This window comes from Microbulbifer sediminum (genome assembly GCF_021729035.1).
Lineage (GTDB): Bacteria > Pseudomonadota > Gammaproteobacteria > Pseudomonadales > Cellvibrionaceae > Microbulbifer > Microbulbifer sediminum.
The window spans coordinates 15841-39776 of sequence record NZ_JAJSAP010000009.1 but is presented as its reverse complement, the minus strand read 5'-3'; the positions used below and the strand labels follow the sequence as shown (position 1 = coordinate 39776).

The 23936-nt window shown below is 63.7% G+C and carries 26 protein-coding genes and 1 tRNA gene; 14 read left to right on the top strand and 13 right to left on the bottom strand.

The annotated features are described in order from the left end of the window. Positions 1-87: 87 nt before the first annotated feature. A tRNA-Arg gene (locus tag LVD11_RS14715) sits at positions 88-164 on the bottom strand. Positions 165-565: 401 nt separating this feature from the next. On the opposite strand from LVD11_RS14715, the gene LVD11_RS14710 reads away from it, so the two are divergent. Then, entirely contained in the window at positions 566-985 is a 420-nt protein-coding gene (locus LVD11_RS14710) for a c-type cytochrome (protein ID WP_237060263.1), read from the top strand. A gap of 80 nt (positions 986-1065) precedes the next feature. On the opposite strand, the gene rep is transcribed toward LVD11_RS14710, so the two are convergent. Then, positions 1066-3099 (bottom strand): DNA helicase Rep, encoded by a 2034-nt coding sequence (gene rep, locus LVD11_RS14705; RefSeq protein WP_237060262.1) that lies wholly within the window; start codon positions 3097-3099, stop codon positions 1066-1068. A gap of 173 nt (positions 3100-3272) precedes the next feature. On the opposite strand from rep, the gene LVD11_RS14700 reads away from it, so the two are divergent. The 4 genes from LVD11_RS14700 to LVD11_RS14685 are packed head-to-tail and all read left to right on the top strand — an operon-like array spanning position 3273 to position 5047. Continuing rightward, complete coding sequence (locus tag LVD11_RS14700; protein WP_237060260.1) at positions 3273-3494, top strand: DUF3565 domain-containing protein; 222 nt, start codon at positions 3273-3275, stop codon at positions 3492-3494. After that, entirely contained in the window at positions 3494-3961 is a 468-nt protein-coding gene (locus LVD11_RS14695) for a YaiI/YqxD family protein (RefSeq protein ID WP_237060258.1), read from the top strand. Before LVD11_RS14700 ends, LVD11_RS14695 begins: the two co-directional genes overlap by 1 nt. Then, positions 3951-4490 (top strand): GNAT family N-acetyltransferase, encoded by a 540-nt coding sequence (locus tag LVD11_RS14690; protein ID WP_237060257.1) that lies wholly within the window; start codon positions 3951-3953, stop codon positions 4488-4490. Before LVD11_RS14695 ends, LVD11_RS14690 begins: the two co-directional genes overlap by 11 nt. Continuing rightward, positions 4487-5047: a GNAT family N-acetyltransferase gene (locus LVD11_RS14685; protein WP_237060256.1), complete on the top strand. Its 561-nt coding sequence runs from the start codon at positions 4487-4489 to the stop codon at positions 5045-5047. Before LVD11_RS14690 ends, LVD11_RS14685 begins: the two co-directional genes overlap by 4 nt. A 63-nt stretch (positions 5048-5110) precedes the next feature. On the opposite strand, the gene LVD11_RS14680 is transcribed toward LVD11_RS14685, so the two are convergent. The 3 genes from LVD11_RS14680 to LVD11_RS14670 all read right to left on the bottom strand — a co-directional run bounded on the left by LVD11_RS14680 (position 5111) and on the right by LVD11_RS14670 (position 7476). Beyond that, positions 5111-5593: a methyltransferase family protein gene (locus LVD11_RS14680; RefSeq protein WP_237060255.1), complete on the bottom strand. Its 483-nt coding sequence runs from the start codon at positions 5591-5593 to the stop codon at positions 5111-5113. A gap of 92 nt (positions 5594-5685) precedes the next feature. Beyond that, the gene (locus tag LVD11_RS14675) at positions 5686-7182 is read right to left on the bottom strand and encodes a YifB family Mg chelatase-like AAA ATPase (protein ID WP_237060254.1); all 1497 of its coding nucleotides are present in this window, start codon (positions 7180-7182) and stop codon (positions 5686-5688) included. Between the two features lie 48 nt (positions 7183-7230). Beyond that, positions 7231-7476, bottom strand: a complete 246-nt coding sequence (locus tag LVD11_RS14670; protein ID WP_237060253.1) for an accessory factor UbiK family protein — start codon at positions 7474-7476, stop codon at positions 7231-7233. A gap of 466 nt (positions 7477-7942) precedes the next feature. Here LVD11_RS14670 and LVD11_RS14665 point away from each other — a divergent pair, with 466 nt between their 5' ends. The 6 genes from LVD11_RS14665 to LVD11_RS14640 all read left to right on the top strand — a co-directional run bounded on the left by LVD11_RS14665 (position 7943) and on the right by LVD11_RS14640 (position 13505). Next, positions 7943-8656, top strand: a complete 714-nt coding sequence (locus LVD11_RS14665) for a TorF family putative porin (protein ID WP_237060252.1) — start codon at positions 7943-7945, stop codon at positions 8654-8656. A gap of 53 nt (positions 8657-8709) precedes the next feature. Beyond that, positions 8710-9048, top strand: a complete 339-nt coding sequence (locus LVD11_RS14660; protein ID WP_237060250.1) for a P-II family nitrogen regulator — start codon at positions 8710-8712, stop codon at positions 9046-9048. A gap of 79 nt (positions 9049-9127) precedes the next feature. After that, positions 9128-10387, top strand: coding sequence for an ammonium transporter (locus tag LVD11_RS14655; RefSeq protein ID WP_237060248.1), 1260 nt, complete (start codon positions 9128-9130; stop codon positions 10385-10387). A gap of 125 nt (positions 10388-10512) precedes the next feature. Beyond that, positions 10513-10851: a P-II family nitrogen regulator gene (locus LVD11_RS14650; protein ID WP_043319767.1), complete on the top strand. Its 339-nt coding sequence runs from the start codon at positions 10513-10515 to the stop codon at positions 10849-10851. A 360-nt stretch (positions 10852-11211) separates the two neighbouring features. Next, positions 11212-11439: a hypothetical protein gene (locus tag LVD11_RS14645; RefSeq protein ID WP_237060246.1), complete on the top strand. Its 228-nt coding sequence runs from the start codon at positions 11212-11214 to the stop codon at positions 11437-11439. A 173-nt stretch (positions 11440-11612) separates the two neighbouring features. Beyond that, a complete protein-coding gene (locus tag LVD11_RS14640) occupies positions 11613-13505 on the top strand; it encodes a DUF3604 domain-containing protein (RefSeq protein WP_237060243.1) in 1893 nt (630 codons plus the stop codon). A 5-nt stretch (positions 13506-13510) separates the two neighbouring features. On the opposite strand, the gene xerC is transcribed toward LVD11_RS14640, so the two are convergent. Genes xerC through lptM form a run of 5 tightly spaced genes read right to left on the bottom strand, consistent with a single transcriptional unit; the run spans position 13511 to position 17595 of the window. Beyond that, positions 13511-14413, bottom strand: coding sequence for a tyrosine recombinase XerC (xerC, locus tag LVD11_RS14635; RefSeq protein WP_237060241.1), 903 nt, complete (start codon positions 14411-14413; stop codon positions 13511-13513). A 6-nt stretch (positions 14414-14419) separates the two neighbouring features. Next, positions 14420-15160, bottom strand: a complete 741-nt coding sequence (locus tag LVD11_RS14630; protein ID WP_237060239.1) for a DUF484 family protein — start codon at positions 15158-15160, stop codon at positions 14420-14422. A 32-nt stretch (positions 15161-15192) separates the two neighbouring features. Continuing rightward, positions 15193-16023, bottom strand: a complete 831-nt coding sequence (gene dapF, locus LVD11_RS14625) for a diaminopimelate epimerase (protein WP_237060236.1) — start codon at positions 16021-16023, stop codon at positions 15193-15195. A 7-nt stretch (positions 16024-16030) separates the two neighbouring features. Beyond that, positions 16031-17296 (bottom strand): diaminopimelate decarboxylase, encoded by a 1266-nt coding sequence (gene lysA / locus LVD11_RS14620; RefSeq protein ID WP_237060234.1) that lies wholly within the window; start codon positions 17294-17296, stop codon positions 16031-16033. Then, positions 17293-17595 carry an LPS translocon maturation chaperone LptM gene (gene lptM, locus LVD11_RS14615; protein ID WP_237060233.1) on the bottom strand — a complete coding sequence of 101 codons (303 nt, stop codon included), beginning with the start codon at positions 17593-17595 and terminating at the stop codon, positions 17293-17295. The genes lysA and lptM overlap by 4 nt, the downstream gene beginning before the upstream one ends. A gap of 99 nt (positions 17596-17694) precedes the next feature. Between lptM and cyaY the strand changes: the two genes are divergently transcribed. After that, positions 17695-18021 (top strand): iron donor protein CyaY, encoded by a 327-nt coding sequence (gene cyaY / locus LVD11_RS14610; RefSeq protein WP_237060232.1) that lies wholly within the window; start codon positions 17695-17697, stop codon positions 18019-18021. 120 nt (positions 18022-18141) lie between these two features. Here cyaY and argH read toward each other — a convergent pair whose 3' ends face one another. Continuing rightward, on the bottom strand, positions 18142-19557 hold the full coding sequence (argH, locus tag LVD11_RS14605) for an argininosuccinate lyase (protein WP_237060231.1): 1416 nt from the start codon (positions 19555-19557) through the stop codon (positions 18142-18144). A gap of 171 nt (positions 19558-19728) precedes the next feature. On the opposite strand from argH, the gene LVD11_RS14600 reads away from it, so the two are divergent. Both LVD11_RS14600 and LVD11_RS14595 read left to right on the top strand, forming a co-directional pair. Then, positions 19729-20862: a sensor histidine kinase gene (locus LVD11_RS14600; RefSeq protein ID WP_237060230.1), complete on the top strand. Its 1134-nt coding sequence runs from the start codon at positions 19729-19731 to the stop codon at positions 20860-20862. Further along, positions 20859-21608 carry a LytR/AlgR family response regulator transcription factor gene (locus LVD11_RS14595; RefSeq protein ID WP_237060229.1) on the top strand — a complete coding sequence of 250 codons (750 nt, stop codon included), beginning with the start codon at positions 20859-20861 and terminating at the stop codon, positions 21606-21608. Before LVD11_RS14600 ends, LVD11_RS14595 begins: the two co-directional genes overlap by 4 nt. A 35-nt stretch (positions 21609-21643) precedes the next feature. Here LVD11_RS14595 and LVD11_RS14590 read toward each other — a convergent pair whose 3' ends face one another. Then, positions 21644-22792, bottom strand: a complete 1149-nt coding sequence (locus LVD11_RS14590; protein ID WP_237060228.1) for a PilT/PilU family type 4a pilus ATPase — start codon at positions 22790-22792, stop codon at positions 21644-21646. A gap of 66 nt (positions 22793-22858) precedes the next feature. Next, a complete protein-coding gene (locus LVD11_RS14585) occupies positions 22859-23893 on the bottom strand; it encodes a type IV pilus twitching motility protein PilT (protein WP_237060227.1) in 1035 nt (344 codons plus the stop codon). Positions 23894-23936: the final 43 nt, after the last annotated feature.

Sequence of the window (23936 nt, the reverse complement as noted above, 5' to 3'; positions counted from 1 at the left end):
CTCCGGCTCGAACGAGGCCTAACGGAAACCTCGGCGGCGGTTAAATACCAAAAAGGCCACCCGTTGGGTGGCCTTTTTGGTATTTAATGGCCCGCCCCAGAGGATTCGAACCTCTGACCTTCGCCTCCGGAGGGCGACGCTCTATCCAGCTGAGCTAGGGGCGGGAAAACTGGTTTTTCAAAGTCGTACAGTGCTTGCCTTGGCCCGGGAAGCCTTCGGCTTCCTGCGACGCTCCCCTCGCGGGGCTCGGGCCCGGCCACCAATCGCAGATTGGCGGCGTTCGGCTGCACGCAACGCTGTGCGTTGCACTCGCTTGCCTCACCCAGCTGAGCCAGGGGCGGTTTCGCTATGTTTGCCAGGGGCCGATAGGGCTCAACCCGGCGAGGACGCGGATTATACAGAAGCGACGGGGGTGGGCAAAGCGGATTTGGGATTTCCTTGGCGCGGGCCTTCGCAGCGGGGGCTGCAGTGACTATAATGCCGGGCTGGTATAGATACGCGGCAATGTGCCGAAGCAAGTACCGGAAGTCACCGGACGGCGGTGGCTGCCTCGAGGGGGAACCGAATGAAAGCGATTTTGAGTATTGTAGCGGCCCTGGCCGTGGGGACTGCCGCAGCGGTAGCCCAGTCTGTAGACGACCAGATTGCCGAGCGCATCGCGCCGGTGGGCGAGATTTGCATGAAGGGCGACGAGTGCGCCGCAGCGGCTCCGGCGGGCGGCAGCGCCTCTGCTGGCGGTGGCCCGCGCACCGGTGAGCAGGTGTACAACAGTGCCTGTCAGACCTGTCACGCGGCCGGTGTGGCCGGGGCGCCCAAGTTTGGCGACGCCGGTGCCTGGGGCCCGCGCATTGCCAAGGGCATGGACACCCTGTACACCCACGCCATCAACGGCTTCAACGCCATGCCCGCCAAGGGCCTGTGCGCGGACTGCTCCGAGGAGGAGATCCAGAACGCCGTGGACTATATGGCGGAGAACAGCAAGTAAGCGATTGCTCACTTAGCATGTAAAAAGGCCGCTCATTGAGCGGCCTTTTTTGTGGCTGCGTGTCGGCAGGGGGGGCAGGGCTAATCGAACATGCTCAGCAGCGACCCCAGCGTCTCCTCGCCCTTGGCCTGGTTCTGTTCCGGGGTGGCCTGGCCGAAGCCCTCCAGTTCCACGTCCTCCTCCGGCAGCTCGTCGAGGAAGCGGCTGGGGGTGGTGTCCTGGTTTTCGCCGAACATCTTGCGCTTGCCGGCCAGGGTCATGGTCAGGGTGCGCTGGGCGCGGGTGATGCCCACGTAGGTGAGGCGGCGCTCCTCCTCGATATTTTCGTCTTCGATGCTGTTGCGGTGGGGCAGCAGGTTTTCCTCCATGCCGATCATGAATACATGGGGAAACTCCAGGCCCTTGGCTGCGTGCAGGGTCATCAGGCTCACCTTGTCGGTGGCCTCTTCCTCTTCCTGGCGGTCCAGCATGTCGCGCAATATCAGCTTGGAGATGGCCTGTTCCAGGCGCACGTCCTGCTCCAGCTCGTCATCGGTGCCTTCCATGGTCTTGTTGAGGCTCTCCAGTAGCCAGTAGACGTTTTCCATGCGTTTCTCGGCCACTTTGTCGCTGCTGGCGTTCTGGCGCAGCCAGCCGGCGTAGTCGATATCGTCGAGCATCTCGCGCAGGGCCGCGTCGGCACTGCGCTCACGGCAGTCGCGCTGCACCTTTTCCAGCCACAGGGCAAAGCGGTTGAGCCGTTCGTAGCCCTGCTCGTTGATGTGCTCGCGAAAGCCCATCTCGGTGCAGGCGCGCAGCATGGAAATCTCGCGGCCCTTGGCATAGTTACCCAGCGCCTCCAGGGTGCTGGTGCCGATCTGGCGCCGGGGTGTGTTGATGATGCGCAGGAAGGCGTTGTCGTCATCCGGGTTCACCAGCAGGCGCAGGTAGGCCATCACGTCCTTGATCTCCGCGCGGGCGAAGAACGAGGTGCCGCCGGACATCTGGTAGGGGATCTGGTGCTCCTGCAGCTTCATCTCGATCAGCCGCGCCTGGTGATTGCCCCGGTAGAGCACCGCGAAGTCCTTGAAGCCACAGCCGCGACGGGATTTCTGCAGGAAAATCTCATTGGCGACCCGCTCGGCCTCCTCGTTCTCATTGCCCACCTTGACCACGCGGATCTCCTCGCCCAGCCCGCGGTCGGACCACAGGGCCTTGTCGAACTCGTGCGGGTTGTGGGCAATCAGGTGGTTGGCCACCTTGAGGATACGGCTGGTGGAGCGGTAATTCTGCTCCAGCTTGATCAGCCGCAGGTTGGGGAAATCCACCTTCAGCTGGCTCATGTTCTCCGGCCGCGCACCGCGCCAGGCGTAGATCGACTGGTCATCGTCCCCTACCACGGTCAGGCCGCCGCGACCGCCCACCAGCAGCTTCACCAGCAGGTACTGGGAATTGTTGGTGTCCTGGTACTCGTCCACCAGCAGGTAGCGGATCTTGCGCCGCCAGCGCTGCAGCAGCTCCGGGTCAGAATCGAACAGCTGTACCGGCAGCAGGATCAGGTCGTCGAAGTCCACCGAGTTGTAGGCCCTGAGGGCATCGCAGTAGCGGCCATAGGCCACGGCGATGGCCTGCTCGCCCGGGCTCTGGGCCTGCTCCACCGCCTGGCGTGGGGTGAGCATGTCGTTTTTCCAGTTGGAGATCTGGTTCTGCACACGGTCCAGCAGGTCGGTGTCCAGGTCGCCGTCGCGCAGCATCAGCTCCTTGATCAGCCCGCGGGCATCCTCGGCATCGAAGATCGAGAAGCCGGGGCTGAGTCCGGCGGTGCGGTACTCCTTGCGCAGGATATTCAGTCCCAGGTTATGGAAGGTGGATACGGTCAGGCCGTGGGCGGCCCGGGATTTCTTGCCGTCCGGGCCGGTGACCAGCTTGCCCACGCGCTCCTTCATTTCCCGGGCTGCCTTGTTGGTGAAGGTCAGCGCGGCGATATTGCGCGCGGCATAGCCGCACTCCTCGATCAGGAAGGCGATCTTGCGCGTGATCACGCTGGTCTTGCCGGAGCCGGCACCGGCCAGGACCAGGCAGGGCCCGTCCACATATTTCACGGCTTCTGCCTGGCGAGGGTTAAGCTTGGTCATGGAAAAACATCTGGTCCGCGTCGAGGTGCGCATTCTACCAGCCGCAATCGCCCCTGCGTGGTACTGAATCGGCAGTCGTCCGGGGCTCTGTGACCAGGCTGTGGTTCGTTGTTCATATACATGCGCGCCGCGATTGGCTATAACTGCCGCCGCCGGCAAGCAGGAGGGCGGGGATGCAGCAACCGATAGTGGGTTACCACCGTGACGAGGAGCACCACTGGGTGGCGCGGCTCGGCTGCGGCCACAATCAGCATGTACGCCACGACCCGCCCTGGCAGAACCGTCCCTGGGTGGTCACTGCAGCGGGGCGTGAGTCCATGCTGGGCTATCGGCTGGATTGCAGGAAATGCGACGAGGGCGCTCCGCCGGACCGCCGCGAAGGGGAGAGAGACTGATGGCGAGAATCTGGGTGGATGCGGACGCGTGTCCGGTGGTGATCAAGGAGATCCTGTTCCGTGCCGCCGAGCGCACCGGCACGGAAATGATACTGCTGGCGAACCAGCCGGTGCGGGTGCCGCCATCGCGCTACATCAAGTCGATGCAGGTGACCGCTGGCTACGATGTGGCCGACAACGAGATTGTGCAGCGCTGTGCCGGCGGCGACCTGGTGATCACCAGTGATATTCCGCTGGCTGCCGAGGTGATCGACAAGGACGCCACCGCACTGAGCCCCCGCGGCGAGCGCCATACGAAGGCCAACATCCGCGCGCGCCTCAATATGCGCGACTTTATGGACACCATGCGCGCCAGCGGCATGCACACCGGCGGCCCGCCGGCGCTGAACCAGCAGGACCGCAAGGCCTTCGCCGACCAGCTGGACAAGTGGCTGGCGAAACAGGAGAGGAAACCCGATGCAGGTTGACGACAATAGCCGGCTGGTGCCCGCCGGTCCCGCCCACCGCGCCACCCTGATGTCCTGGCTGCCCGATGCCCACAGCTGCCGGCAGTGGGGTGGCCCCTGGTTCCGGTATCCGTTCGACGGCGAGACATTCGATGAGGACTGTGGCTGGCACGAGCGGCCGGGCCTGGCCCTGGAGGAAGCAGCGGCTGCGGGAAGCGGTAATGACCTGGCGGCACCGATGCTGGCATTTGGCCGTTTTTACCGGCGCCTGGATCGCTGCCATCTCGGGCACCTGATCGTAGCCCCGCAACAGCGTGGCCGCGGGCTGGGTGCGACGCTGGTCAGGGGCCTGTGTGCATACGGCTCCCGCCAACTGGGGGTGGAGGAGTGCTCCCTGTTCGTGATGAAGGATAACGCCGTGGCCAGGTCGCTGTATCACCGGCTCGGCTTCCGATCGGAGCCCTATCCGGAGGATGCCGACTGGCTCGACCTGTGCGACTACATGGTTGCCCCACTCAACTCGCTCAAGCTTTCCCTGCCGATCACATGAACCGACCGGTACAACTGACCACAGAACGCCTGTTGCTGCGCCAGTGGCGGGAGGACGACCGCATCCCCTTTGCCGAACTGAATGCGGACCCGCGGGTGATGGAGTTTTTCCCCGCGCCCCGCAGCCGTGCCGAGAGCGATGCCACCCAGGACCGTTTGCACGCCCATATCGATCGGCACGGTTGGGGATTCTGGGCGGTGGAGACCCGGGCGAGTGGTACTTTTATCGGCTTTGTCGGGCTGAATAGCCTCGCGCCGGACCTGCCCTTTGCACCGGGAGTCGAGATTGGCTGGCGGCTGGCCTTCCCCCACTGGGGCCGGGGCTACGCCAGTGAAGCGGCGCGGGCGGCGCTGGACTTTGGTTTCGGTACCCTGGGGCTCGACTGGATATGCGCGTTCACCCCGCTGGACAACCGGCGCTCGGAGCAGGTGATGCGGCGGCTGCAGATGGTCCCGGCGGGGCATTTTGACCACCCGGCAGTGCCGTCCGGGCACCCGTTGCGCCGGCACCTGCTCTACCGCCTCGGCCGCGGGCAGCGGGACGCGGCGCGATCCTGACACGGGCATAACCGCGGCTGCCAGCGGTTCCGGTTACCCGGTATACCCTATACCCGGTACACCCTAGAGGTAGCGGCGCACTCTCTTGCGGTAATTCCGGTAGCGTTTGCCGAACTTGTCCATCAGGTAGCGTTCTTCCCGCTTGATGACCCCGTAGTGCACGGTTGCGAACAGCGGCACCAGCAGGATCGGACCCCACCAGCTGTTGAACAGCAGTGTGATGCCCAGGTAGAGCATCGTCATGGCCAGGTAGATGGGGTTGCGGGAGAAACGAAAGGGGCCATCACAGACAATGCTGGTGGTTGGGCGATGGGGGTGGATATTGGTATGGGCGCGGTCCAGGGCGCGCTTGGCCCAGAGCACCAGCAACACTGCCGCCACCACCATGAAGGCGCCGGGCCGCCACAGGAAGCGATGTGCCGACGAAATTTCCAGTGGCCAGGCCCACTGCACCAGTAGCGCGGCTCCCAGGAAGGCGGCATAGATCAGCGGCGGCAGTGCAACGATATCCGGGTGATCCCGCTTTTCCGCGCTGGCTGTCTTCATATGCGCTGCTTCCCCCAACCTCGGTACCCAACTAATGCGCCCAGTTTACCGCGCTGGTCCCCAGCGTGCTGCGACGCGGGTCCCGCCCCCAGTCACACGCCGGCAGCGCTGGCGGTGCGCCGGTCCAGGTTGCGATAGGCCAGCGCCTCGGCAATATGCCCATCGCCGATTGCAGGGGTGCCGGCCAGGTCGGCAATGGTGCGTGCGACACGCAGCACCCGGTGGTAGCTCCGTGCGGACAGGCCCAGCCGGTCGACTGACTCGCGCAGCAGTTGCTGCCCGCTGGCACCGAGGCTGCAGTGCTGCTCGAGGGCGCGGCCGGCCAGCGCCGCATTGATTGTAGCCTGCCGCTCACGCTGCTGGGCGCGGGCCGCAACCACCCGTTGCCGGACCGCTGTCGATGGCTCGCCGGCGGGTGCATCCTGCAGCTGGCCGGCGCTCATGGTGGTCACTTCCACATGCATGTCGATGCGGTCCAGCAGCGGGCCCGACAGCTTGTTGCGGTAGCGCTGCACCTGGTCCGGGGTGCAGCGGCAGCGGGTTTCGCCCAGGTAGCCACAGGGACAGGGATTCATGGCCGCGACCAGCTGGAAGGCGGCGGGAAACGACACGCTGGCGCGCGCCCGGGCGATGCGAACCTCACCGCTCTCCAGGGGCTCCCGCAGGATTTCCAGGGCGTGGCGTGGGAATTCCGGCAGCTCATCCAGGAACAGGATACCGCGGTGGGCCAGCGAGATCTCGCCCGGCCGCGGGTTGCTGCCGCCCCCCACCAGGGCCGTGGGCGAGGCGCTGTGGTGTGGCGCACGGAAGGGGCGTTGCGCGGGCAGCGCCAGCCCCGCACTGGAATACACCGCCGACACCTCGAGCTGCTCGCGACGCAGTAGCGGCGGCAGTATGCCGGGCAGGCGGCTGGCGAGCATGGTTTTGCCGGTGCCCGGGGGGCCGTAAAAGAGCAGGTTGTGGCCGCCGGCGGCCGCGATCTCCAGCGCCCGCCGGGCGCGTAGCTGTCCCCGCACCTCCGCCAGGTCGGCGCCCGGCGGCGGCGCGGCGTGCGGTGGTGACTCTGCCGCTGGCAGCTGCTCGCGGTTGTGGAGATGGGCACAAACCTGCAACAGGTTCCGGGCCACCAGTACCCGTCCATCTGCCAGCGCGGCTTCCGCACCTGATGGCAGTGGCAGCACCAGGCTGCGCCCGGCGTCGGCACAGGCGATGGCGGCCGGCAGGGCGCCGGGCACCTCGCGCAGGTCCCCGGTCAGGGCCAGCTCGCCGATAAACTCCATGCCCGTGAGTGCTTCCGCCGGCACCTGCCCGGAGGCGGCCAGGATGCCCAGGGCAATCGCCAGGTCGTAACGGCCGCCTTCCTTCGGCAGGTCCGCGGGCGCCAGGTTGACGGTGATGCGGCGCTGCGGGAAGTCGAAATGGCTGTTGACCAGGGCACTGCGCACCCGGTCACGGCTTTCCCGCACGGCGGCCTCGGGCAGGCCGACGATATTGAATGCAGGCAGGCCATTGGCCAGGTGGGTCTCCACTGTGACCGGTGGGGCAGAGACGCCCAGCTGGGCGCGGGTGTGGGTAACTGAGAGGCTCACGATTTCTTCCCTGAATAGCGTGTTCCCCGGGGCGAGCGCTGTTGAGTCCTACTGGTCTCCCCCGGCGTTGTCCTGTTCCTGCAGGGCCTGCTCCATCTCCCGCAGTTGTGCCTCGAGCTGCGCGACTTTCTCGCGGGTGCGCTCGAGAATTGCCGCCTGGGTGTCGAATTCGGCCTGGCTGACCAGCGGCAGCCGGTTCAGGGCCACGGCCAGGGCGTCGCGCAGGTCACCGGTGATCACTGCCCCCTGTTGTTGCAGCTCGTGCAGTAACTGTTGCAATTTATCCGCAGGCACGCGCAATTCCTCACTAAAAAATGGCGATTTATATCGTCGTGATTGTAACCCAGCGCCATTACCGGCAAAAGTTATGTGATCGCTACACAATTTTCATTGATCAGTGCGCTGTCATGGTTCGCAGGCACCACCCGCCTCACCATTTGTGTGCGATCCCTCCCTGCCGGCTTCATTCTGGTGCATCCCCTCTCCACCACTTTTCCGGTGTGGCATCCAACCATTTCGCGGTTCTCTCTTAAGTGATTGATTTCCGGGCGTTTTGCAAACTTGGCATCAAGCCTGCAGATGCACCACTGCAGACCATTTCAGCCAGCGGGCATGAAAAGGCTCACAAGGCAAAAGAAGACCGAGGGTCACACACCACCCCTCCATAACAAAACGGTCGCCCGAAGCTGACAGCAGACTGCACAGAATAATTTCGACGAGAAAATCACAGAGTCCAAGGAGAATTAAGGTGGGAACAAACATGAACAAAATCGCTGCCGCAATAACCGCCGGGGTCATCACCCTGGGCACCGCCACCACTGTCACTGCCGCAGAGGGCGGTGTTTCTGCCAGCGCCAATGTGGGCGTGGTGAGCGACTACAAATTCCGCGGCATTTCCCAGACCGACGGCGGCCCCGCGGTGCAGGGCGGCGTCGACCTGGATTTCGGTAATGGCCTGTACGCGGGTACCTGGGCCTCCCAGGTGGATTTCGCCTATGGCGTGGATGAGACCGACTTCGAGCAGGACTTCTATGCCGGTTACGCCGGGGAGATCAATGAAACCACGAGCTACGACGTGGGTTACATCTACTACGCCTACCACGGTGGCGACAACGACGAGGATTACCAGGAAATCTACGGCAGCGTCAGCTTTTCCGCGCTGACCCTGGGCCTGGCCTATTCCGACGACTACTGGGCCGGCACCGGAGCATTCTATTACCCGTACGCCGAATACAGCTTTGCGCTGCCGTCTGACGTCAGCCTCGACTTCCACGTGGGCGCCAACATGTTCGACGAAGAGGGCTTCCTGTTTGAAGCGGACTCTTACATCGACTACTCGGTTTCCGTCGGCAAGGACTTCGGTGGCCTGAACCTCAGCGCATCACTGGTCGGTAGCGACATCAGCGACAGCGAGTGCTTCGGGCTCGACTGGTGTGAGCCCTCGGTTCTCGCCGCGGCCACTTACAGCTGGTAAAGCGCAGGCCCTGCCGATCCGGGCGGGGCCACACTACGATGGGGGATCAAACCATGAAACTGGTCACCGCAATTATCAAGCCTTTCAAGCTGGATGCCGTGCGCGATGCGCTGGCAGAGGCGGGCGTGAACGGCATTACCGTGAGCGAAGTGAAAGGTTTCGGGCGGCAGAAAGGTCACACGGAGCTCTACCGCGGGGCGGAGTACGTGGTGGACTTCCTGCCCAAGACCATGCTGCAGATCGCAGTTGCCGATGAACAGCTCGACGCTGTGCTGGAAGCAGTCGGTTCCAGCGCCCAGAGCGGCAAGATTGGCGACGGCAAGATTTTCGTCGCCGAGCTGGAGCAGGTAGTACGAATCCGCACCGGGGAAACCGGCGCGGAAGCCATTTAACCGGCCGCGCCCGTGAGGGACACCGGTCGATAACAACTAGATCAATTTCCACTAATTTCGGGATTGAACGGAGCGAAAGATGGAAAACCAAATTTTTCAATTGCAGTATGCAATTGATACATTTTACTTCCTGGTGTGTGGTGCACTCGTCATGTGGATGGCCGCCGGCTTTGCCATGCTGGAAGCCGGCCTTGTGCGTTCGAAGAACACCACAGAAATCCTTACCAAGAATGTGGCGTTGTTCGCCATTGCCTGCATCATGTACCTGCTGACCGGTTATGCAATCATGTATGACGGCAGCTGGGCGCTGTCCGGCATTGAGGCATTCAGCCTTGAGAGCGTGCTGTCCGACTCGGCTGACGCCGGCTTTGAGGGCGGATCGGTGTACTCCGGTGCCTCCGACTTCTTCTTCCAGGTGGTGTTCGTGGCGACCGCCATGTCCATCGTCTCCGGTGCTGTCGCCGAGCGCATGAAGCTGTGGAGCTTCCTGGTGTTCGCCGTCATCCTGACCGGCTTCATCTACCCGATGGAAGGTTCCTGGACCTGGGGTAGCGCCTCCGTTTTCGGCCTGTACACCCTGGGTGACCTGGGCTTCTCCGACTTCGCCGGTTCCGGCATCGTGCACATGGCCGGTGCGGCTGCGGCCCTGGCCGGTGTGCTGCTGCTGGGCGCGCGCAGGGGTAAATATGGCCCCAACGGCGAAGTGTATGCCATCCCGGGCGCGAACCTGCCGCTGGCCACACTGGGTACCTTCATCCTGTGGATGGGCTGGTTCGGCTTTAACGGTGGTTCCGTGCTGAAGCTGGGCGATGCCGCCAGTGCGCACTCTGTGGCCATGGTGTTCCTGAACACCAACACCGCCGCCGCCGGTGGTGCCGTGGCTGCACTGATTACTGCGCGGGTGCTGTTCGGCAAGGCCGACCTGACCATGCTGCTGAACGGTGCACTGGCGGGCCTGGTAGCCATCACCGCTGAGCCCTCCACCCCGACAGCCCTGCAGGCGACCCTGTTCGGTGCCCTGGGTGGTGTACTGGTGGTCCTGTCCATCGTCACTCTCGACAAGCTGAAGATCGACGACCCGGTTGGTGCGATTTCCGTGCACGGTGTGGTTGGCCTGTTGGGCCTGCTGCTGGTGCCGCTTACCAATGACGGTTCCACCTTCAGCGGCCAGCTGATCGGCGCCGCCACCATCTTCGCCTGGGTGTTCGCCACTTCCTTCGCGGTCTGGTACCTGCTCAAGGTCATCACCGGTATTCGCGTGAGCGAGGACGAGGAGCAAGAAGGTGTTGACTTGGTAGAGTGCGGAATGGAAGCTTATCCCGAATTCATGGGTAAATAAGTGCCCGTTGACGGGCTGCCGGCGGCGGCGCTGCCGGTGCTTCCCGGGCCAGCCCCTACGGGCTGGTCCCCCAGAATAAAGCAATCAGGTCAGATTCCAGGCCTCAAACCAGGGGAATACACGAAATGAAATTGATTACGGCTGTGGTTAAGCCCTTCAAGCTGGACGACGTGCGCACTGCGCTCTCGGAGGTTGGCGTACAGGGCATGACGGTGACGGAAGTGAAAGGCTTCGGTCGCCAGAAAGGGCACACGGAACTGTACCGTGGCGCCGAATACGTGGTGGATTTCCTGCCCAAGGTCAAACTGGAGTTGGCGGTCGACGACAGCATGGTGGACAGTGCCGTGGAGGCCATCACCAAGGCGGCACAGACCGGCAAGATCGGTGACGGCAAAATCTTCATCACCGCGCTGGAGGAAGTCATCCGTATCCGCACCGGCGAAACCGGCAGCGAAGCGGTTTAAGCTTCTCCCGTCCCGAAAGCGGTGCGCAGCATTGCGCGCCATTGCTTGAAAAGGCCCCGCGGGGCCTTTTTTCTTTCCGCGTTCCCTCCTGTCGCACTCGCAGCGCTAAATTCCCTGCGAACGGTGGCACGATCGTCGTCGCAAAACTGGCGCTTTTTGCTCCATAACCTTAAGCAATATCCCTGTGCCCATTACGCTACAAAAAACTCTACCCCGGGAATAGCCCGCGGCTGGCAGGGCTGGCCGTGAGTGCCTATATATTATTCGCCGCCGCATACAGCGCAGCCGTGTTGATGATCAGCCGGCGCGGCACAGGGGTACTTCCTCTGTAACAGGAGTAGCAGTTACAGGGTTTCTACGATGAAAGCTAATGGTTACGACGATCAAAGCAGTAACTCCCGGAGCAAAGACCACGAGGACTTCCCCGAGGAGCGTTCAGTCACTTCCAGAGAGCGGGCGCGAAGCCAGTTGAACAACGAAATCGAGGAGTTTCTCGCCCGTGGCGGCGCCATTAGTGAGATCGATCCTGAAGTGACGGCAGACCCGCCACGCAAGCCACAGCCAAAGTATGGCAGCCGGCCCATCTGACCGGTCCGGCGATTCGAGCGGTTCAGCCCGCGCGTCCTGAGGGCGCGCTTGCCAGGGCAGGTGGCCAGAGCGTGTCGCCGGTCTATCCCCCCTGTGATCGAGCTTGGCCGACAGCCGGGCCGCGGAGCGCCCATGTTGTGGCGTCGTAGTGACAGGGAGCGGGAGGCTCAGGAATGAAGTTACTGATCGGTACACTCTGTCTTTTTGTGTTGGTGCCGGCGGCAACCTGCACGCTTGCGCAGGATGCTCCTCCCTCCGCGCCGAAAGCCGGCGTGGATTACTCCCCTTATCCGGAGCAGGAATTCCCCAATCGGGTGTTCTTCGGCGATACCCACCTGCACACCAGTTATTCCACGGATGCCGGAATGTTTGGCAACAGGCTGGGACCCGATGCTGCCTATCGCTTCGCAAAAGGAGAAGCGGTCACCTCGAGCACCGGTGTGCCCGCGCGCCTGCATCGGCCGCTCGATTTCCTGGTGGTGGCCGACCATGCAGAGAACCTCGGCCTGGCGCCACTGATCGAGGAGTCCGACAAGCGGCTGCTCGCCAGCGAATGGGGCAAGCAGGTGCACGACCTCACCAAGGCGGGCAAGCCCGATGAGGCCTATGCGATGTGGGGGAGCGCGGTTGCGGAGCGCAAGGACCCGTTGACCGATATCGATGGCCTGGTGGAGTCCATGTGGCACCGCATCACCAAGGCAGCGGAAGAGCACAATGATCCGGGGCTGTTCACTGCACTCATCGGTTTCGAATGGACCTCCAGCCCCGGTGGCAGCAACCTGCATCGAAATGTCATTTTCCGTGGCAACAAAGACAGGGCCGACAAGGTAATCCCCATTTCAGCCTACGATTCCGAGGATCCCGAGGACCTCTGGCGATGGATGGCCAACTACGAGGAAAAGGTCGGCGGCAAAGTCCTGGCCATTCCGCACAACGGCAATTTATCCAACGGATTGATGTTTGACAGCGTCACGCTGAGCAACGGCAAACCACTCGACCGGGATTACGCCGAGCGCCGTTCCCGGTGGGAGCCGCTCTACGAGGTCACCCAGATCAAAGGCGATGGCGAGACCCACCCGCTGCTGTCGCCGAACGATGAGTTCGCCGATTTCGAAACCTGGGATAAGGGCAGTTTCGGCGCGGCCAAGGAAGAAGACATGCTGCCGCGCGAATATGCCCGTGAGGCTTTGCAGCAGGGCCTCGCATACCAGGAGAAGCTCGGCGCCAACCCGTACAAGTTCGGAATGATCGGCAGCACCGACTCCCATACCTCGCTGGCCACGACCGGGGAGGACAATTTTTTTGGCAAGGCCACTGCGATGGAACCGAGCAGTGACGAGATCCGGTTCGAGGAAAGGATTACCGGTTATCTGCCCGACCCCCAGGGGCGGGACTATGCCATCCGCCATTACCAGGCCAGTGCCTCGGGCCTCGCTGCGGTGTGGGCACGGGAAAACACCCGGGAGGCACTCTGGGACGCCATGGCCCGCAGGGAAGTGTATGCCACTACAGGAACGCGCCCGATAGTGCGGGTGTTCGGTGGCTTTGAGTTCACGAAGGACGACCTGGTGCGCTCAGACTTCGCCAGGCACGGCTATGAAAAAGGCGTACCCATGGGCGGGGAACTCAAGGGGTCCGACAAGGCCCCAACCTTCCTGGTGCGGGCGATGCGCGACCCGGACGGTGCCAACCTCGATCGTATCCAGGTCGTCAAGGGCTGGCTCGATGCCGGGGGCAAGACCCACGAACGGATCTACGATATTGCGGTTTCCGACGGCCGCAAGATTGGCGCTGACGGCCGGGCGAAAAAAAAGGTGGGTAACACTGTGGATGTGGGCAATGCCACCTACACCAATGCGATCGGCGCGCCCTTCCTGCAGGCCTGGTGGAAAGACCCCGATTTCGATGGCACACAGAACGCTTTCTATTATGTGCGCGTTCTTGAGATCCCCACCCCGCGCTGGACTACGTATGACGCCAGGTTCTTCGGCCTGAAGAGGCCGGAGGATGTTCCGGGCAGTATCCAGGAGCGAGCCTACACCTCCCCCATCTGGTACACGCCCTAGCTCACCTACGACTTTTTGCCTTTTGCCCGAGGGTGCGCCTGGTCGTAAACACGCGCCAGGTGCTGGAAGTCCAGATGGGTGTAGATCTGGGTGGTGCTGATGTCGGCGTGGCCCAACAGTTCCTGCACCGCCCGCAGGTCACTGCTGGACTCGAGCATATGGCTGGCAAAAGAGTGCCGCAGCATATGGGGGTGTACCCGCTGCTCGGCACCGCTGGCCCGGGACCAGTATGCCAGCCGGGCCTGCACGGCCCGGTTGCCCAGCCGCCGCCCCTTGAGGCTGGTAAATACCGCATCGCCTTCCGCTGCCGGGGCGGCCCGGCGCCACGCCTCGAGCGCTGACCGCGCCTCGCGACCGACCGGCAGTACCCGGGTCTTGGCGCCTTTGCCGGTCACGCGAACCTCGCCACCGGCCAGGTCCAGGTCGGCCCAGTTGAGCCCGGTCAACTCCGATAGCCGCAGCCCGCTGCTGTAGAAGAGTTCCAGCAGTGCCCGGTCACGCAGCTGCAGGCGCTCGTCTCCAGTGCCGGCACTTGGGCTTTCCACGAATTCCCCGGCTGCGTCCGCGTCCAGCACCCGTGGCAGTTTCTTGTCGGCCTTCGGCGCGCGCAGGCCCGCGGCGGGATTGGCACGCAGCCAGCCCTGGCGCAAGGCAAAATCCCCCAGGCTGCGCACGGCCGAGAGCCAGCGTTGCAGGCTGCGGGGGGCCAGGCCCCGTCGGTGGAGTCGCGCCAGCCAGCTGCGCAGGGTCATTTCGCGGAGTTCGCCGATAGTGGCAATACCGTCTTCTTCTGCCTGGCGCAGCAATTGCGTCAGGTCCCGGCGGTAGGCGGACAGCGTATGGGGGGAGAGCTGGCGCACGCTGGTCAGGTGCACCAGGAACCGTTCGATGGCGTCCGCCAGTTTCATTGGCAATCAGTCCCGGGCGAGCAGTCGCGGTAGCAGCCGCTCGAGCACTTCACCGATATAGGACAGGAACAGGGTGCCGAGGCTGGAGCTGTAGTGTTGGGGATCAGCAGAGCCCACGGCGAGAATGCCGAGCTGGTTTGCCAGCGGCACCACAGCGGCCGAGGCCACCCCGTCCGCTGCGTCTTTACCGAACAGGTATTCCCGCTCTGCCGGGCGGAGTACGCCGCACACCGTGCGTCCGTTGCGCAGGATCGCCCCCACCGATGTCTCGGCCGCGGCGCGGCTGCTGGCGCGGACCCGGCCCAGCTCATGCTTGCCCTGGGGCAGGGGCTCGAACAGGGTCAGTGCGGTGGTCTCCACACCGAAGTCCTCGCGGAAACTCTGCAGCAGCGACTCACCGGCCTCGGCCACGGTCTGGGCATCGAGCAGTGCCAGCACCAGGCGGCGGCTGTGCATAAACAGCTGGTCGTTATCCCGTGCCGCCTGCAGCAACTGGTCCAGGCGCTGGCGCATTTCAATGTTGCGTTCCCGCAGCAGGTTGGTCTGGTGGGTCATCAGGGAGACGGTCTTGCCGCTCTGGCTGGGCAGCTGGATGGTCTCCAGCAGCTCCATATGGTCGGCAAAGAAATCCGGGTTCTGGATCAGGTAGCGGGCGACCTGCCGCGACAGGACCTTCTTGTCCCGCTGGCTTTCCTGAGGGTCCGCGTCGGCGGACTTGGCCTGGATTGCGTCGCTTGTATCCGTCATGTTTTTTCTTGCTACCTGTTACTGATGCCGGCCTAGAGCAGGATCTGCCCATGGTAAACCGTCGTTGCGGGACCGGTCATGGTAACCGGCTCGCCGGGCCCGCTCCAGTGAATCGTCAGCTCGCCACCGGGCAGGGTCACGGTGACCTTGTCGTCCACCAGTTCCCGCACGCGGGCTGAAACCACAGCCGCGCAGGCGCCGGTGCCACAGGCCCGGGTTTCTCCGACACCGCGCTCGAATACCCGCAGGCTTGCCCGATCGCGGGATTCGATCTGCAGGAAGCCCACGTTGACCCGGTTGGGAAAGCGCGGGTGATTTTCGATTCTGGGGCCGAGTACATCGACAGGAGCTGCACCTATGTCATCCACCAGCATTACTGCGTGGGGATTGCCCATGGACACCGCGCCGATGATAAAGGTCTCCCCGTCGACATCCAGCGGATAGGTCTCGGCGCGGCGATCGGCATCGAACGGGATGTCTGCGGGCTCCAGGATGGGCGCTCCCATATCCACGCTTACCCGGTCGCGCTCGTCCATCTGTAGTTGCAGCAGGCCGCCAGTGGTTTCCACCAACAGGTCGCGTTTGCCGGTCAGGCGGCGTTCGCGCACAAAGCGTGCGAAGCAGCGCGCCCCGTTGCCGCAGTTTTCCACTTCACTGCCATCGGCGTTAAAGATTCGGTAGCGGAAATCGGCATCCGGATTGCGCGGCGCTTCCACCAGCAATACCTGGTCACAGCCCACGCCCAGGTGGCGATCGGCGAGGCGGCGGATCTTGTCCGGCGACAGCTTGATGCGCTGGCTGATACCGTCGAGCATGACAAAGTCATTGCCCAGCCCGTGCATCTTGGTGAATTTCAGGCGCATGGTGTGCTTATCCCTCGCTTTTGCCGGCGGGGGGAACGATGGTCTCGCCGCGCAACAGGTCTGCCAGGCTTTCCCGCGCCCGCACCAGGTAGGTCCGGTCCCCGTCGACGATTACCTCGGCGGCCCGAGGGCGCGAATTGTAGTTGGAACTCATGGTGAAACCGTAGGCACCGGCGGACAGCAACGCCAGCAGTTGGCCCGGCTGCAGCCCCAGTTCCCGGCGCTTACCAAGGAAGTCGCCGGTCTCACAGACCGGGCCGACGATATCCCAGACTTCAACATCACCGTTGCTGGGCTTCACGGGAACGATGTCCTGCCAGGCCTGGTAGAGGGCCGGGCGCAGGTTGTCGTTCATGGCCGCGTCGACGATGGCGAAGTTATGCTCCTCGGTGCGCTTCAGGTATTCCACCCGGGTGAGCAAAAGCCCGCCATTGGCGGCGATGGAGCGCCCAGGCTCCATCACCAGTTCCAGGTCCCGGCCCCGCAAGCGTTCTTTCACCGCCCCCAGGTAGTCACTGACCGGTGGTGGCATTTCACCGCGATAGCGCACACCCAGTCCGCCACCCAGGTCCAGGTGTTTCAGCTGGATACCTTCGTCCGCCAGCTGGTCGATCAGGGCCAGCAGCCGGTCCAGCGCATCGAGAAAGGGTGAAATTTCGGTCAGCTGGGAGCCGATATGGCAATCGACACCGACCACCTCCAGGTGCGGGGACTGTGCCGCGCGGCGATACGTATCGAGCGCACTGTCGATGGCGATGCCGAACTTGTTTTCCTTGAGCCCGGTGGAGATATAGGGGTGGGTCCTGGCGTCCACGTCCGGGTTTACCCGCAGCGACACCGGCGCACGGTCACCGAGTTCGGCGGCCACGGTCTCGAGGCGCTCCAGCTCGGCATCTGACTCGACGTTAAAGCAGTGTACGCCCACCTCGAGTGCCCGGCGCATTTCGGCGGCGGTCTTGCCCACGCCGGAGAACACCACTCGGGAAGGGTCGCCGCCCGCCTGCAGGACCCGCTCGAGTTCGCCACCGGAGACGATATCGAAGCCGGCACCCAGCTGCGCCAGCAGGGACAGTATTCCAAGGTTGCTGTTGGCTTTCACCGCGTAGCAGATCATGCCCGGGTGGTCGCCCAGGGCTTCGGCATAGTCGCGGTACTGTTGTTCAAAGTGCCCGCGGCTGTATACGTAGGTGGGAGTGCCGAACTGCTCGGCGATGTCTTCCAGCGAGACACCTTCGGCCCACAGGCTTCCCTCGCGGTAATTGAAATCGCTCATTTTTCTACTTCTTCTTGCTCCGGCATGTCGGCCTGGTCGATGTCGGTTTCCGTGCTGTCCATCGGTGCGGTGACCGGCCCCATCGGCGACGGGCGTTCCCCTTCACTTTCCTTCTGCAGGCCTGTTCCCGTTGGTTCCTTGCCAGTTCCGTGGGTGGTCGGTTCGATGGTTGTGGGTGCTGCCGGTTGAGCGGCATCCTGCGGCAGGTAGAGGGGACCCTTCTGCCCACAGCCAACGAGTAAGGCGACGGTGAGGCCCGGTGCGGCGAAGATCGGGGCGAGGGAAAATCTCTGGGGCATGCGCGGCTTCCTGCGGCTGTCTGGCGGAGATTGAATCAAAGCCTGCTAGTATAGCGATCTCAGATCCATATCGTACACGGTAACAGAAGTAACCAATTTATGAGCCAAACGGAATTCGATGCGGCCATCGAGCGCACCCTGATCGCCATCGAGGATGCCCTGGATGAATGCGAGTGGGATATAGATTACGAGCGTGCCGACGCGGTGTTGACCCTGACGCTGGAAGATAACGGCAGCCAGGTGATTCTCTCGCGCCAGACCGCCAACCTGGAATTGTGGGTGGCGGCGCGTTCCGGCGGCTATCACCTCAGTTTCGAGAACCCGGGCTGGAAATGCACCACCACCGGTGAGGACCTCCCGGCACTGCTGGACCGCGTCCTCACGGAGCAGCAGGGAGAGCCGGTGTCACTCAACCTGGACCGCTGATCCATACCGGCCATTCTCTGGCCTGTATCGGCCGTGCAGGAGCGGCCCATGGCCGCGCCGCCCGGGCGGTAATGCCACGATAAATATCGCGGCCAGCGGCCGCTCCGGCGAAATCCTGCGTTAGCCCCGTGCTGCGATTGACCTCTTCGCCCGCGCGCAGGCCGCCCGGACCTGCGACGGCGCGGTGCCGCCGATGTGGTCGCGTGCGGCAACGGATCCCTCCAGCGTCAGTACCTCGAACACATCCCCGCCGATGGCATCCGAAAACTGCTGCAGCTGTTCCAGGCTGAGTTCCGCCAGGTCCGCCCCCTGCTCGATGGCAAAGGACACGGACTGGCCAACGATCTCGTGGGCATCACGGAAGGCCACGCCCTTGCGCACCAGGTAGTCGGCCAGGTCGGTGGCGGTGGAGAACCCCTGGGCTGCCGCTGCCAGCATGTTTGCCTTTTTCGGCTTCAGCGCCGGCACCATATCGGCGAACGCGCGCAGGCAGTCGAGCGCGGTGTCGGCGGCGTCATACAGCGGTTCCTTGTCCTCCTGGTTGTCCTTGTTGTAGGCCAGCGGCTGGCTCTTCATCAGGGTCAGCAGCGCCACCAGGTGGCCGTTGACGCGGCCGGTCTTGCCGCGCACCAGCTCCGGCACGTCCGGGTTTTTCTTCTGCGGCATGATGGATGATCCGGTGCAGAAGCGGTCCGGCAGGTCGATAAAGTCGAACTGGCTGGAGGTCCACAGCACCAGCTCCTCACTGGCCCGGGACAGGTGTGTCAGCAGCAGGGCAGAGAAGGCGCAGAACTCGATGGCGAAGTCGCGGTCGCTGACCGAGTCGAGGGAGTTCTCGGTGGGCGCATCGAAACCCAGCAATTCGGCGGTGCGGGCCCGGTCGATCGGGTAGCTGGTGCCGGCCAGCGCCGCGGCGCCCAGCGGTGAGCGATTGACCCGCTTGCGGCAGTCCATCAGGCGCTCGTAGTCCCGCGACAGCATCTCGTTCCAGGCCAGCAGGTGATGGCCGAAGGTGACCGGCTGGGCAGACTGCAGGTGGGTGAAGCCGGGCATGATGGTGTCCGCCTCGCGCTCGGCCAGTTCCACCAGGCCTTCCTGCAGGCGGGTCAGCTCGGCACCGATCAGGTCGATGCGGCCGCGCAGCCACAGGCGGATGTCGGTGGCTACCTGGTCGTTGCGCGAGCGACCGGTGTGCAGTTTCTTGCCGGTGGCGCCGATCCGCTCGGTCAGGCGCGCCTCGATATTCATGTGCACGTCTTCGAGCTGCACCGACCAGGGGAATTCACCGGCCTCGATTTCTCCGGCGATGGCCCGCAGGCCGCCGTCAATCTGCTGGTACTCGTCCGCTGTCAGCACGCCCACCTCCGACAGCATCTGCGCATGGGCGAGGGATCCCTGGATATCCTCCATGGCCATGCGCTGGTCGAAATTCACCGAGGCGGTAAAGCGCTCCACGAACGCATCGGTCGCCTCACTGAAGCGGCCGCCCCAGAGCTTGGCGGCGGGATTGGCGGAAGCGTTGGTGTCTTTGCTCATAGTGCCTCTGTATTCATGCCTCGGTATCGGTGCCCCTGCCTGTGTGCAGGGCGGTGGAACTGCGCGGGTGATGGCGGTATCTTGCTTGTTTCCCGGTCGCCCTCGCAGCGACAGCTGCCGGGGCGGTTACGGCCCAAGAATAGATAACAAATCCAGAAGAAAGAACGTGGTATGACTTCCCCACAGCCCGCGCGGCCGGCGGGCATTATAGCGCAGCAAATTCGCGAAACAGCCCCTGAAGGCAAAGAATCTGCACCCGCCCACTTCCTGCCCGACCTGTGCAGCGTATCTGCCGTGGCCGCGCTGGTAATGATGGGCGAGCTGCTGGCGCTGGTGCTCGTGCTGGCAGTGGATGGGCTGCGCGAGTTCAGCTGGCAGCGGTTGGGGCTGTTTTCCCTGACGACCCAGTGGGTGATCCTGCCATCGGCGGCACTGCTGTGCCGGCTGCGCCCGCGCCTGGCCGGCTTGTCGCCACAGTGGGCCGGCGGCCTCAGTTTCGCCACGGTGTTGGGGGTGCTGGTGATGGTGATGCTGGCCCAGCAGTGGTGGCTGGCAGGAATTTCCGGTGCGCCGCTCGATCTTTGGGCGCTGGCGGGCAACCTGCTGCTGGGTGCCATCTGCGCGGGGGTAGTGCTGCGCTATGCCTATGTGCAGCAACAGCTGCGGAACCAGCAACGCGCCGAACTGGGCGCCCGCATCGAGGCACTGCAGTCGCGCATCCGCCCGCATTTCCTTTTCAACAGCCTCAACAGCCTAGCCAGCCTGATCGCGGTCGATCCGGACCGTGCCGAGCGCCTGGTGGAGGAGCTCTCCGCGCTGTTCCGCGCCAGCCTCGCCGAACCGCGGATGGTGCCCCTGGCGCAGGAGCTGGCGCTGGCACGGCGCTACATGGCAATCGAGGCCCTGCGCCTGGGCGACCGCCTCCAGCAGGACTGGCAGGTGGAGGAGGGCCTGGACGATGTACCGGTGCCTTCCATGCTGCTACAGCCACTGCTGGAAAATGCTGTGTTGCATGGTGTGGCGCGCTTGCGTGGCGGTGGCCAAATCCGGGTGCAGGTCGCGCGTGAGGGCAACCGGCTGGCAATGCGGGTGGAGAACCCGCTGCCTCCGGGCGACCCGGACAGGCAGCAAACGGGCAACGGCATGGCGCTGGAGAACATCCGCCAGCGCCTGGCCGCCCACTATCCCATGGGGTTCAGTTTTACTGCTGGTGCCGGGCCGGAGCATTACCGGGTTGTGCTGCTGCTGCCGATCGGTCCCGGGCCGGAGACCCGTAAGCGGCGAGCGCAGGAGGTGAACGCATGAATGCCCTGGGGGTATTGATCGTCGACGACGAGCCACTGGCCCGCGCCCGGCTGGTCCGCCAGCTGCAGCAGCTGGAACAGTGCGAGTTGCTGGGCGAGGCCGCGGATGCGGTTGAGGCGCTGGAGCAGGTCGAGAGGCTGGACCCGGACCTGGTGCTGCTGGATATAGAGATGCCGGGTGGAAACGGGCTGGAGCTGGCACGCCAGCTGTCGCGGCTGGAATATCCTCCCGCACTGATTTTCTGCACCGCCCACGACGAATTCGCCCTGCCGGCCTTTGCCACGGCGGCGGTGGGTTACCTGCTGAAGCCGGTGACGGCGGCAGACCTCGCCGCCGCGGTGGATAAGGCGGTGCAGTTGAATCGCTCACAGCGCAAGCTTGCGGGCCTGTCCGGCGCAGGGGAAAAGGCGGGTGGACGACAGCGTCTGCGCTCTGTGAGCCGCCGCGGAGTGGAATTGCTGGAGGTGGCGGATATCCGCTGTTTTATTGCCGACAGTAAATATGTGGTCGCGCACCACGATCGGGGCGAGACCGTGCTGGATGAATCGTTGCGTGAACTGGAATCCGAGTTTGCCGGTCGCTTTATCCGCGTGCACCGCGGGGCCCTGGTGGCCAGCCGCTATGTCCGCGCCCTGCACCGGAGTGGAGGCAGCTACCGGATCGAGCTGGAAGGGATCGACCTGCAGCCGGCAGTGAGCCGGCGACTGCTGGCACAGGTAAAGGAAGTGCTGGCCGAGCTGGCCTGAGCCGGCCCGCAGGCGCGGACCGGCCCTGGGCCGGATCAGAAAATTTGTGGCCCTTTATAGTCGTCGGTCTCGCCTTCCAGGCTCAGTTCGCCCGCCGCGTCGTTCAAGTACTCGGCGTCAGATTCCGACTTGAGCTTGATCATCAGGCGCAGGTCGTTGGCGGAATCGGCATGGGCGAGGGCGTCCTCGTAGGTGATCTCGCCACGGTCGTACAGTTCGTACAGCGCCTGGTCGAAGGTCTGCATGCCCTGCTCGTTGGAGCGCTTCATCAACTCTTTCAGCTTGTGCACCTCACCCTTGCGGATCAGGTCCGAAGCCAGCGGCGTGTTGATCATGATCTCCAGGCAGGCGCGGCGGCCGTCGCCGTCCGGGGTGGGAATCAGCTGCTGGGCGACCATGGCCTTCAGGTTCAGGGACAGGTCCATCCACAACTGCTGGTGGCGGTCGGCCGGGAAGAAGTGGATGATCCGGTCCAGTGCCTGGTTGGCGTTGTTGGCGTGCAGGGTGCAGAGGCACAGGTGGCCGGTTTCGGCGAAGGCAATGGCGTGGTCCATGGTCTCGCGGGAGCGCACCTCACCGATCAGGATGACATCCGGTGCCTGGCGCAGGGTGTTTTTCAGGGCCACCTCGAAGGACTCGGTATCCAGGCCCACTTCGCGCTGGGTGACGATACAGCCGCGGTGCTGGTGCACGAATTCGATCGGGTCCTCGATGGAGATGATATGGCCCTTGGAGTTCTCGTTGCGGTGACCGATCATCGATGCCAGTGAGGTGGACTTACCGGTACCGGTGGCACCCACGAAAATGATCAGGCCGCGCTTGGTCATCGACAGCTCCTTGACCACTTCCGGCAGGCCCAGTCCGTCGATGGTGGGGATCTTGGTCTCGATCCGGCGCAGCACCATACCCACCAGGTTGCGCTGGAAGAAGGCGGACACCCGGAAACGGCCCACATTGCGCACGGCAATGGCAAAGTTCAGCTCTTTCTTTTCTGCAAATTCCCGCCGCTGCTTCTCGCTCATCACGCCCACCACCATTTCGCGGGCCTTTTCCGGGGTGAGGGCGCTGCTGCTGGCCGGGACCACCTTGCCGTGAACCTTGATCGACGGCGGAACACCGGCGGTGATAAACAGGTCGGACGCGCCCTTTTCGACGACGAGTTGTAACAGTCTTTCGATTTCCATAAGTGGTTACCGCTTTTATTCGTTTTTGTGCCGGCCCGCAGCGCCTTCCGGAGCGCGTGCCCGCCTTTAGAAGTTCTCGGGCATCTTGGCTTTTTCGCGCGCTATCTCACGGCTGATGATGCGCTTTTCCACCAGCTCCTGCAGGCACTGGTCCATGGTCTGCATGCCCACATTGGCACCGGTCTGGATGGCTGAATACATCTGCGCGATCTTGTCCTCGCGGATCAGGTTACGGATGGCCGGGGTGCCGCGCATGATTTCATGTGCTGCGACCCGGCCGCCACCGGTGCGCTTCATCAGGGTCTGGGAGATCACCGCCTGCAGGGATTCCGACAGCATGGAGCGCACCATGGCCTTTTCCTCCGCGGGGAAGACGTCCACTACCCGGTCGATGGTCTTGGCGGCGGAGGTGGTATGCAGGGTCCCGAAGACCAGGTGGCCGGTCTCGGCGGCGGTCAGGGCCAGGCGGATAGTCTCCAGGTCACGCATCTCACCCACCAGGATGATGTCCGGGTCTTCCCGCAGGGCCGAGCGCAGGGCTTCGGAAAAGCCGTGGGTATCCCGGTGCACCTCGCGCTGGTTGACCAGGCACTTCTTGGATTCGTGCACGAATTCGATCGGGTCCTCGACGGTGAGGATGTGCTCGTACTTGTTGTCATTGATGTAGTCGATCATGGCCGCCAGGCTGGTGGACTTACCCGAGCCGGTGGGCCCGGTTACCAGCACCAGGCCGCGCGGGGTGTCGGAGATCTGCTTGAACACCTGGCCCATACCCAGGTCCTCCATGGTCAGCACCTTGGAGGGAATGGTCCGGAACACGGCGCCGGCACCGCGGTTGTGGTTGAAGGCGTTGACCCGGAAGCGTGCCACGCCGGGGACCTCGAAGGAGAAGTCGGTCTCCAGAAACTCCTCGTAGTCCTTGCGCTGCTTGTCGTTCATGATCTCGTAGATCAGCGCGTGGACCTCCTTGTGCTCCATGGGAGGCAGGTTGATTCGGCGCACGTCGCCGTCCACCCGGATCATCGGTGGCAGGCCCGCGGAGAGATGCAAGTCGGAAGCGTTCTGTTTGGCGCTGAAGGCGAGGAGTTCTGTGATATCCATACTGCTACCTTATTGTTTTCGGCGGACCGATGCGGTGATTATT

Coding starts and splice junctions, on each gene's coding strand:
- LVD11_RS14645 (WP_237060246.1), top strand. CDS start 11,212: ATGAAAGCTAATGGTTACGACGATCAAAGCAGTAACTCCCGGAGCAAA.
- LVD11_RS14595 (WP_237060229.1), top strand. CDS start 20,859: ATGAATGCCCTGGGGGTATTGATCGTCGACGACGAGCCACTGGCCCGC.
- LVD11_RS14710 (WP_237060263.1), top strand. CDS start 566: ATGAAAGCGATTTTGAGTATTGTAGCGGCCCTGGCCGTGGGGACTGCC.
- rep (WP_237060262.1), bottom strand. CDS start 3,099: ATGACCAAGCTTAACCCTCGCCAGGCAGAAGCCGTGAAATATGTGGAC.
- LVD11_RS14655 (WP_237060248.1), top strand. CDS start 9,128: ATGGAAAACCAAATTTTTCAATTGCAGTATGCAATTGATACATTTTAC.
- xerC (WP_237060241.1), bottom strand. CDS start 14,413: ATGAAACTGGCGGACGCCATCGAACGGTTCCTGGTGCACCTGACCAGC.
- LVD11_RS14665 (WP_237060252.1), top strand. CDS start 7,943: ATGAACAAAATCGCTGCCGCAATAACCGCCGGGGTCATCACCCTGGGC.
- LVD11_RS14590 (WP_237060228.1), bottom strand. CDS start 22,792: ATGGAAATCGAAAGACTGTTACAACTCGTCGTCGAAAAGGGCGCGTCC.
- LVD11_RS14695 (WP_237060258.1), top strand. CDS start 3,494: ATGGCGAGAATCTGGGTGGATGCGGACGCGTGTCCGGTGGTGATCAAG.
- cyaY (WP_237060232.1), top strand. CDS start 17,695: ATGAGCCAAACGGAATTCGATGCGGCCATCGAGCGCACCCTGATCGCC.
- LVD11_RS14660 (WP_237060250.1), top strand. CDS start 8,710: ATGAAACTGGTCACCGCAATTATCAAGCCTTTCAAGCTGGATGCCGTG.
- LVD11_RS14700 (WP_237060260.1), top strand. CDS start 3,273: ATGCAGCAACCGATAGTGGGTTACCACCGTGACGAGGAGCACCACTGG.
- LVD11_RS14685 (WP_237060256.1), top strand. CDS start 4,487: ATGAACCGACCGGTACAACTGACCACAGAACGCCTGTTGCTGCGCCAG.
- LVD11_RS14650 (WP_043319767.1), top strand. CDS start 10,513: ATGAAATTGATTACGGCTGTGGTTAAGCCCTTCAAGCTGGACGACGTG.
- LVD11_RS14690 (WP_237060257.1), top strand. CDS start 3,951: ATGCAGGTTGACGACAATAGCCGGCTGGTGCCCGCCGGTCCCGCCCAC.
- LVD11_RS14680 (WP_237060255.1), bottom strand. CDS start 5,593: ATGAAGACAGCCAGCGCGGAAAAGCGGGATCACCCGGATATCGTTGCA.
- argH (WP_237060231.1), bottom strand. CDS start 19,557: ATGAGCAAAGACACCAACGCTTCCGCCAATCCCGCCGCCAAGCTCTGG.
- LVD11_RS14630 (WP_237060239.1), bottom strand. CDS start 15,160: ATGACGGATACAAGCGACGCAATCCAGGCCAAGTCCGCCGACGCGGAC.
- dapF (WP_237060236.1), bottom strand. CDS start 16,023: ATGCGCCTGAAATTCACCAAGATGCACGGGCTGGGCAATGACTTTGTC.
- LVD11_RS14640 (WP_237060243.1), top strand. CDS start 11,613: ATGAAGTTACTGATCGGTACACTCTGTCTTTTTGTGTTGGTGCCGGCG.
- lptM (WP_237060233.1), bottom strand. CDS start 17,595: ATGCCCCAGAGATTTTCCCTCGCCCCGATCTTCGCCGCACCGGGCCTC.
- lysA (WP_237060234.1), bottom strand. CDS start 17,296: ATGAGCGATTTCAATTACCGCGAGGGAAGCCTGTGGGCCGAAGGTGTC.
- LVD11_RS14585 (WP_237060227.1), bottom strand. CDS start 23,893: ATGGATATCACAGAACTCCTCGCCTTCAGCGCCAAACAGAACGCTTCC.
- LVD11_RS14600 (WP_237060230.1), top strand. CDS start 19,729: ATGACTTCCCCACAGCCCGCGCGGCCGGCGGGCATTATAGCGCAGCAA.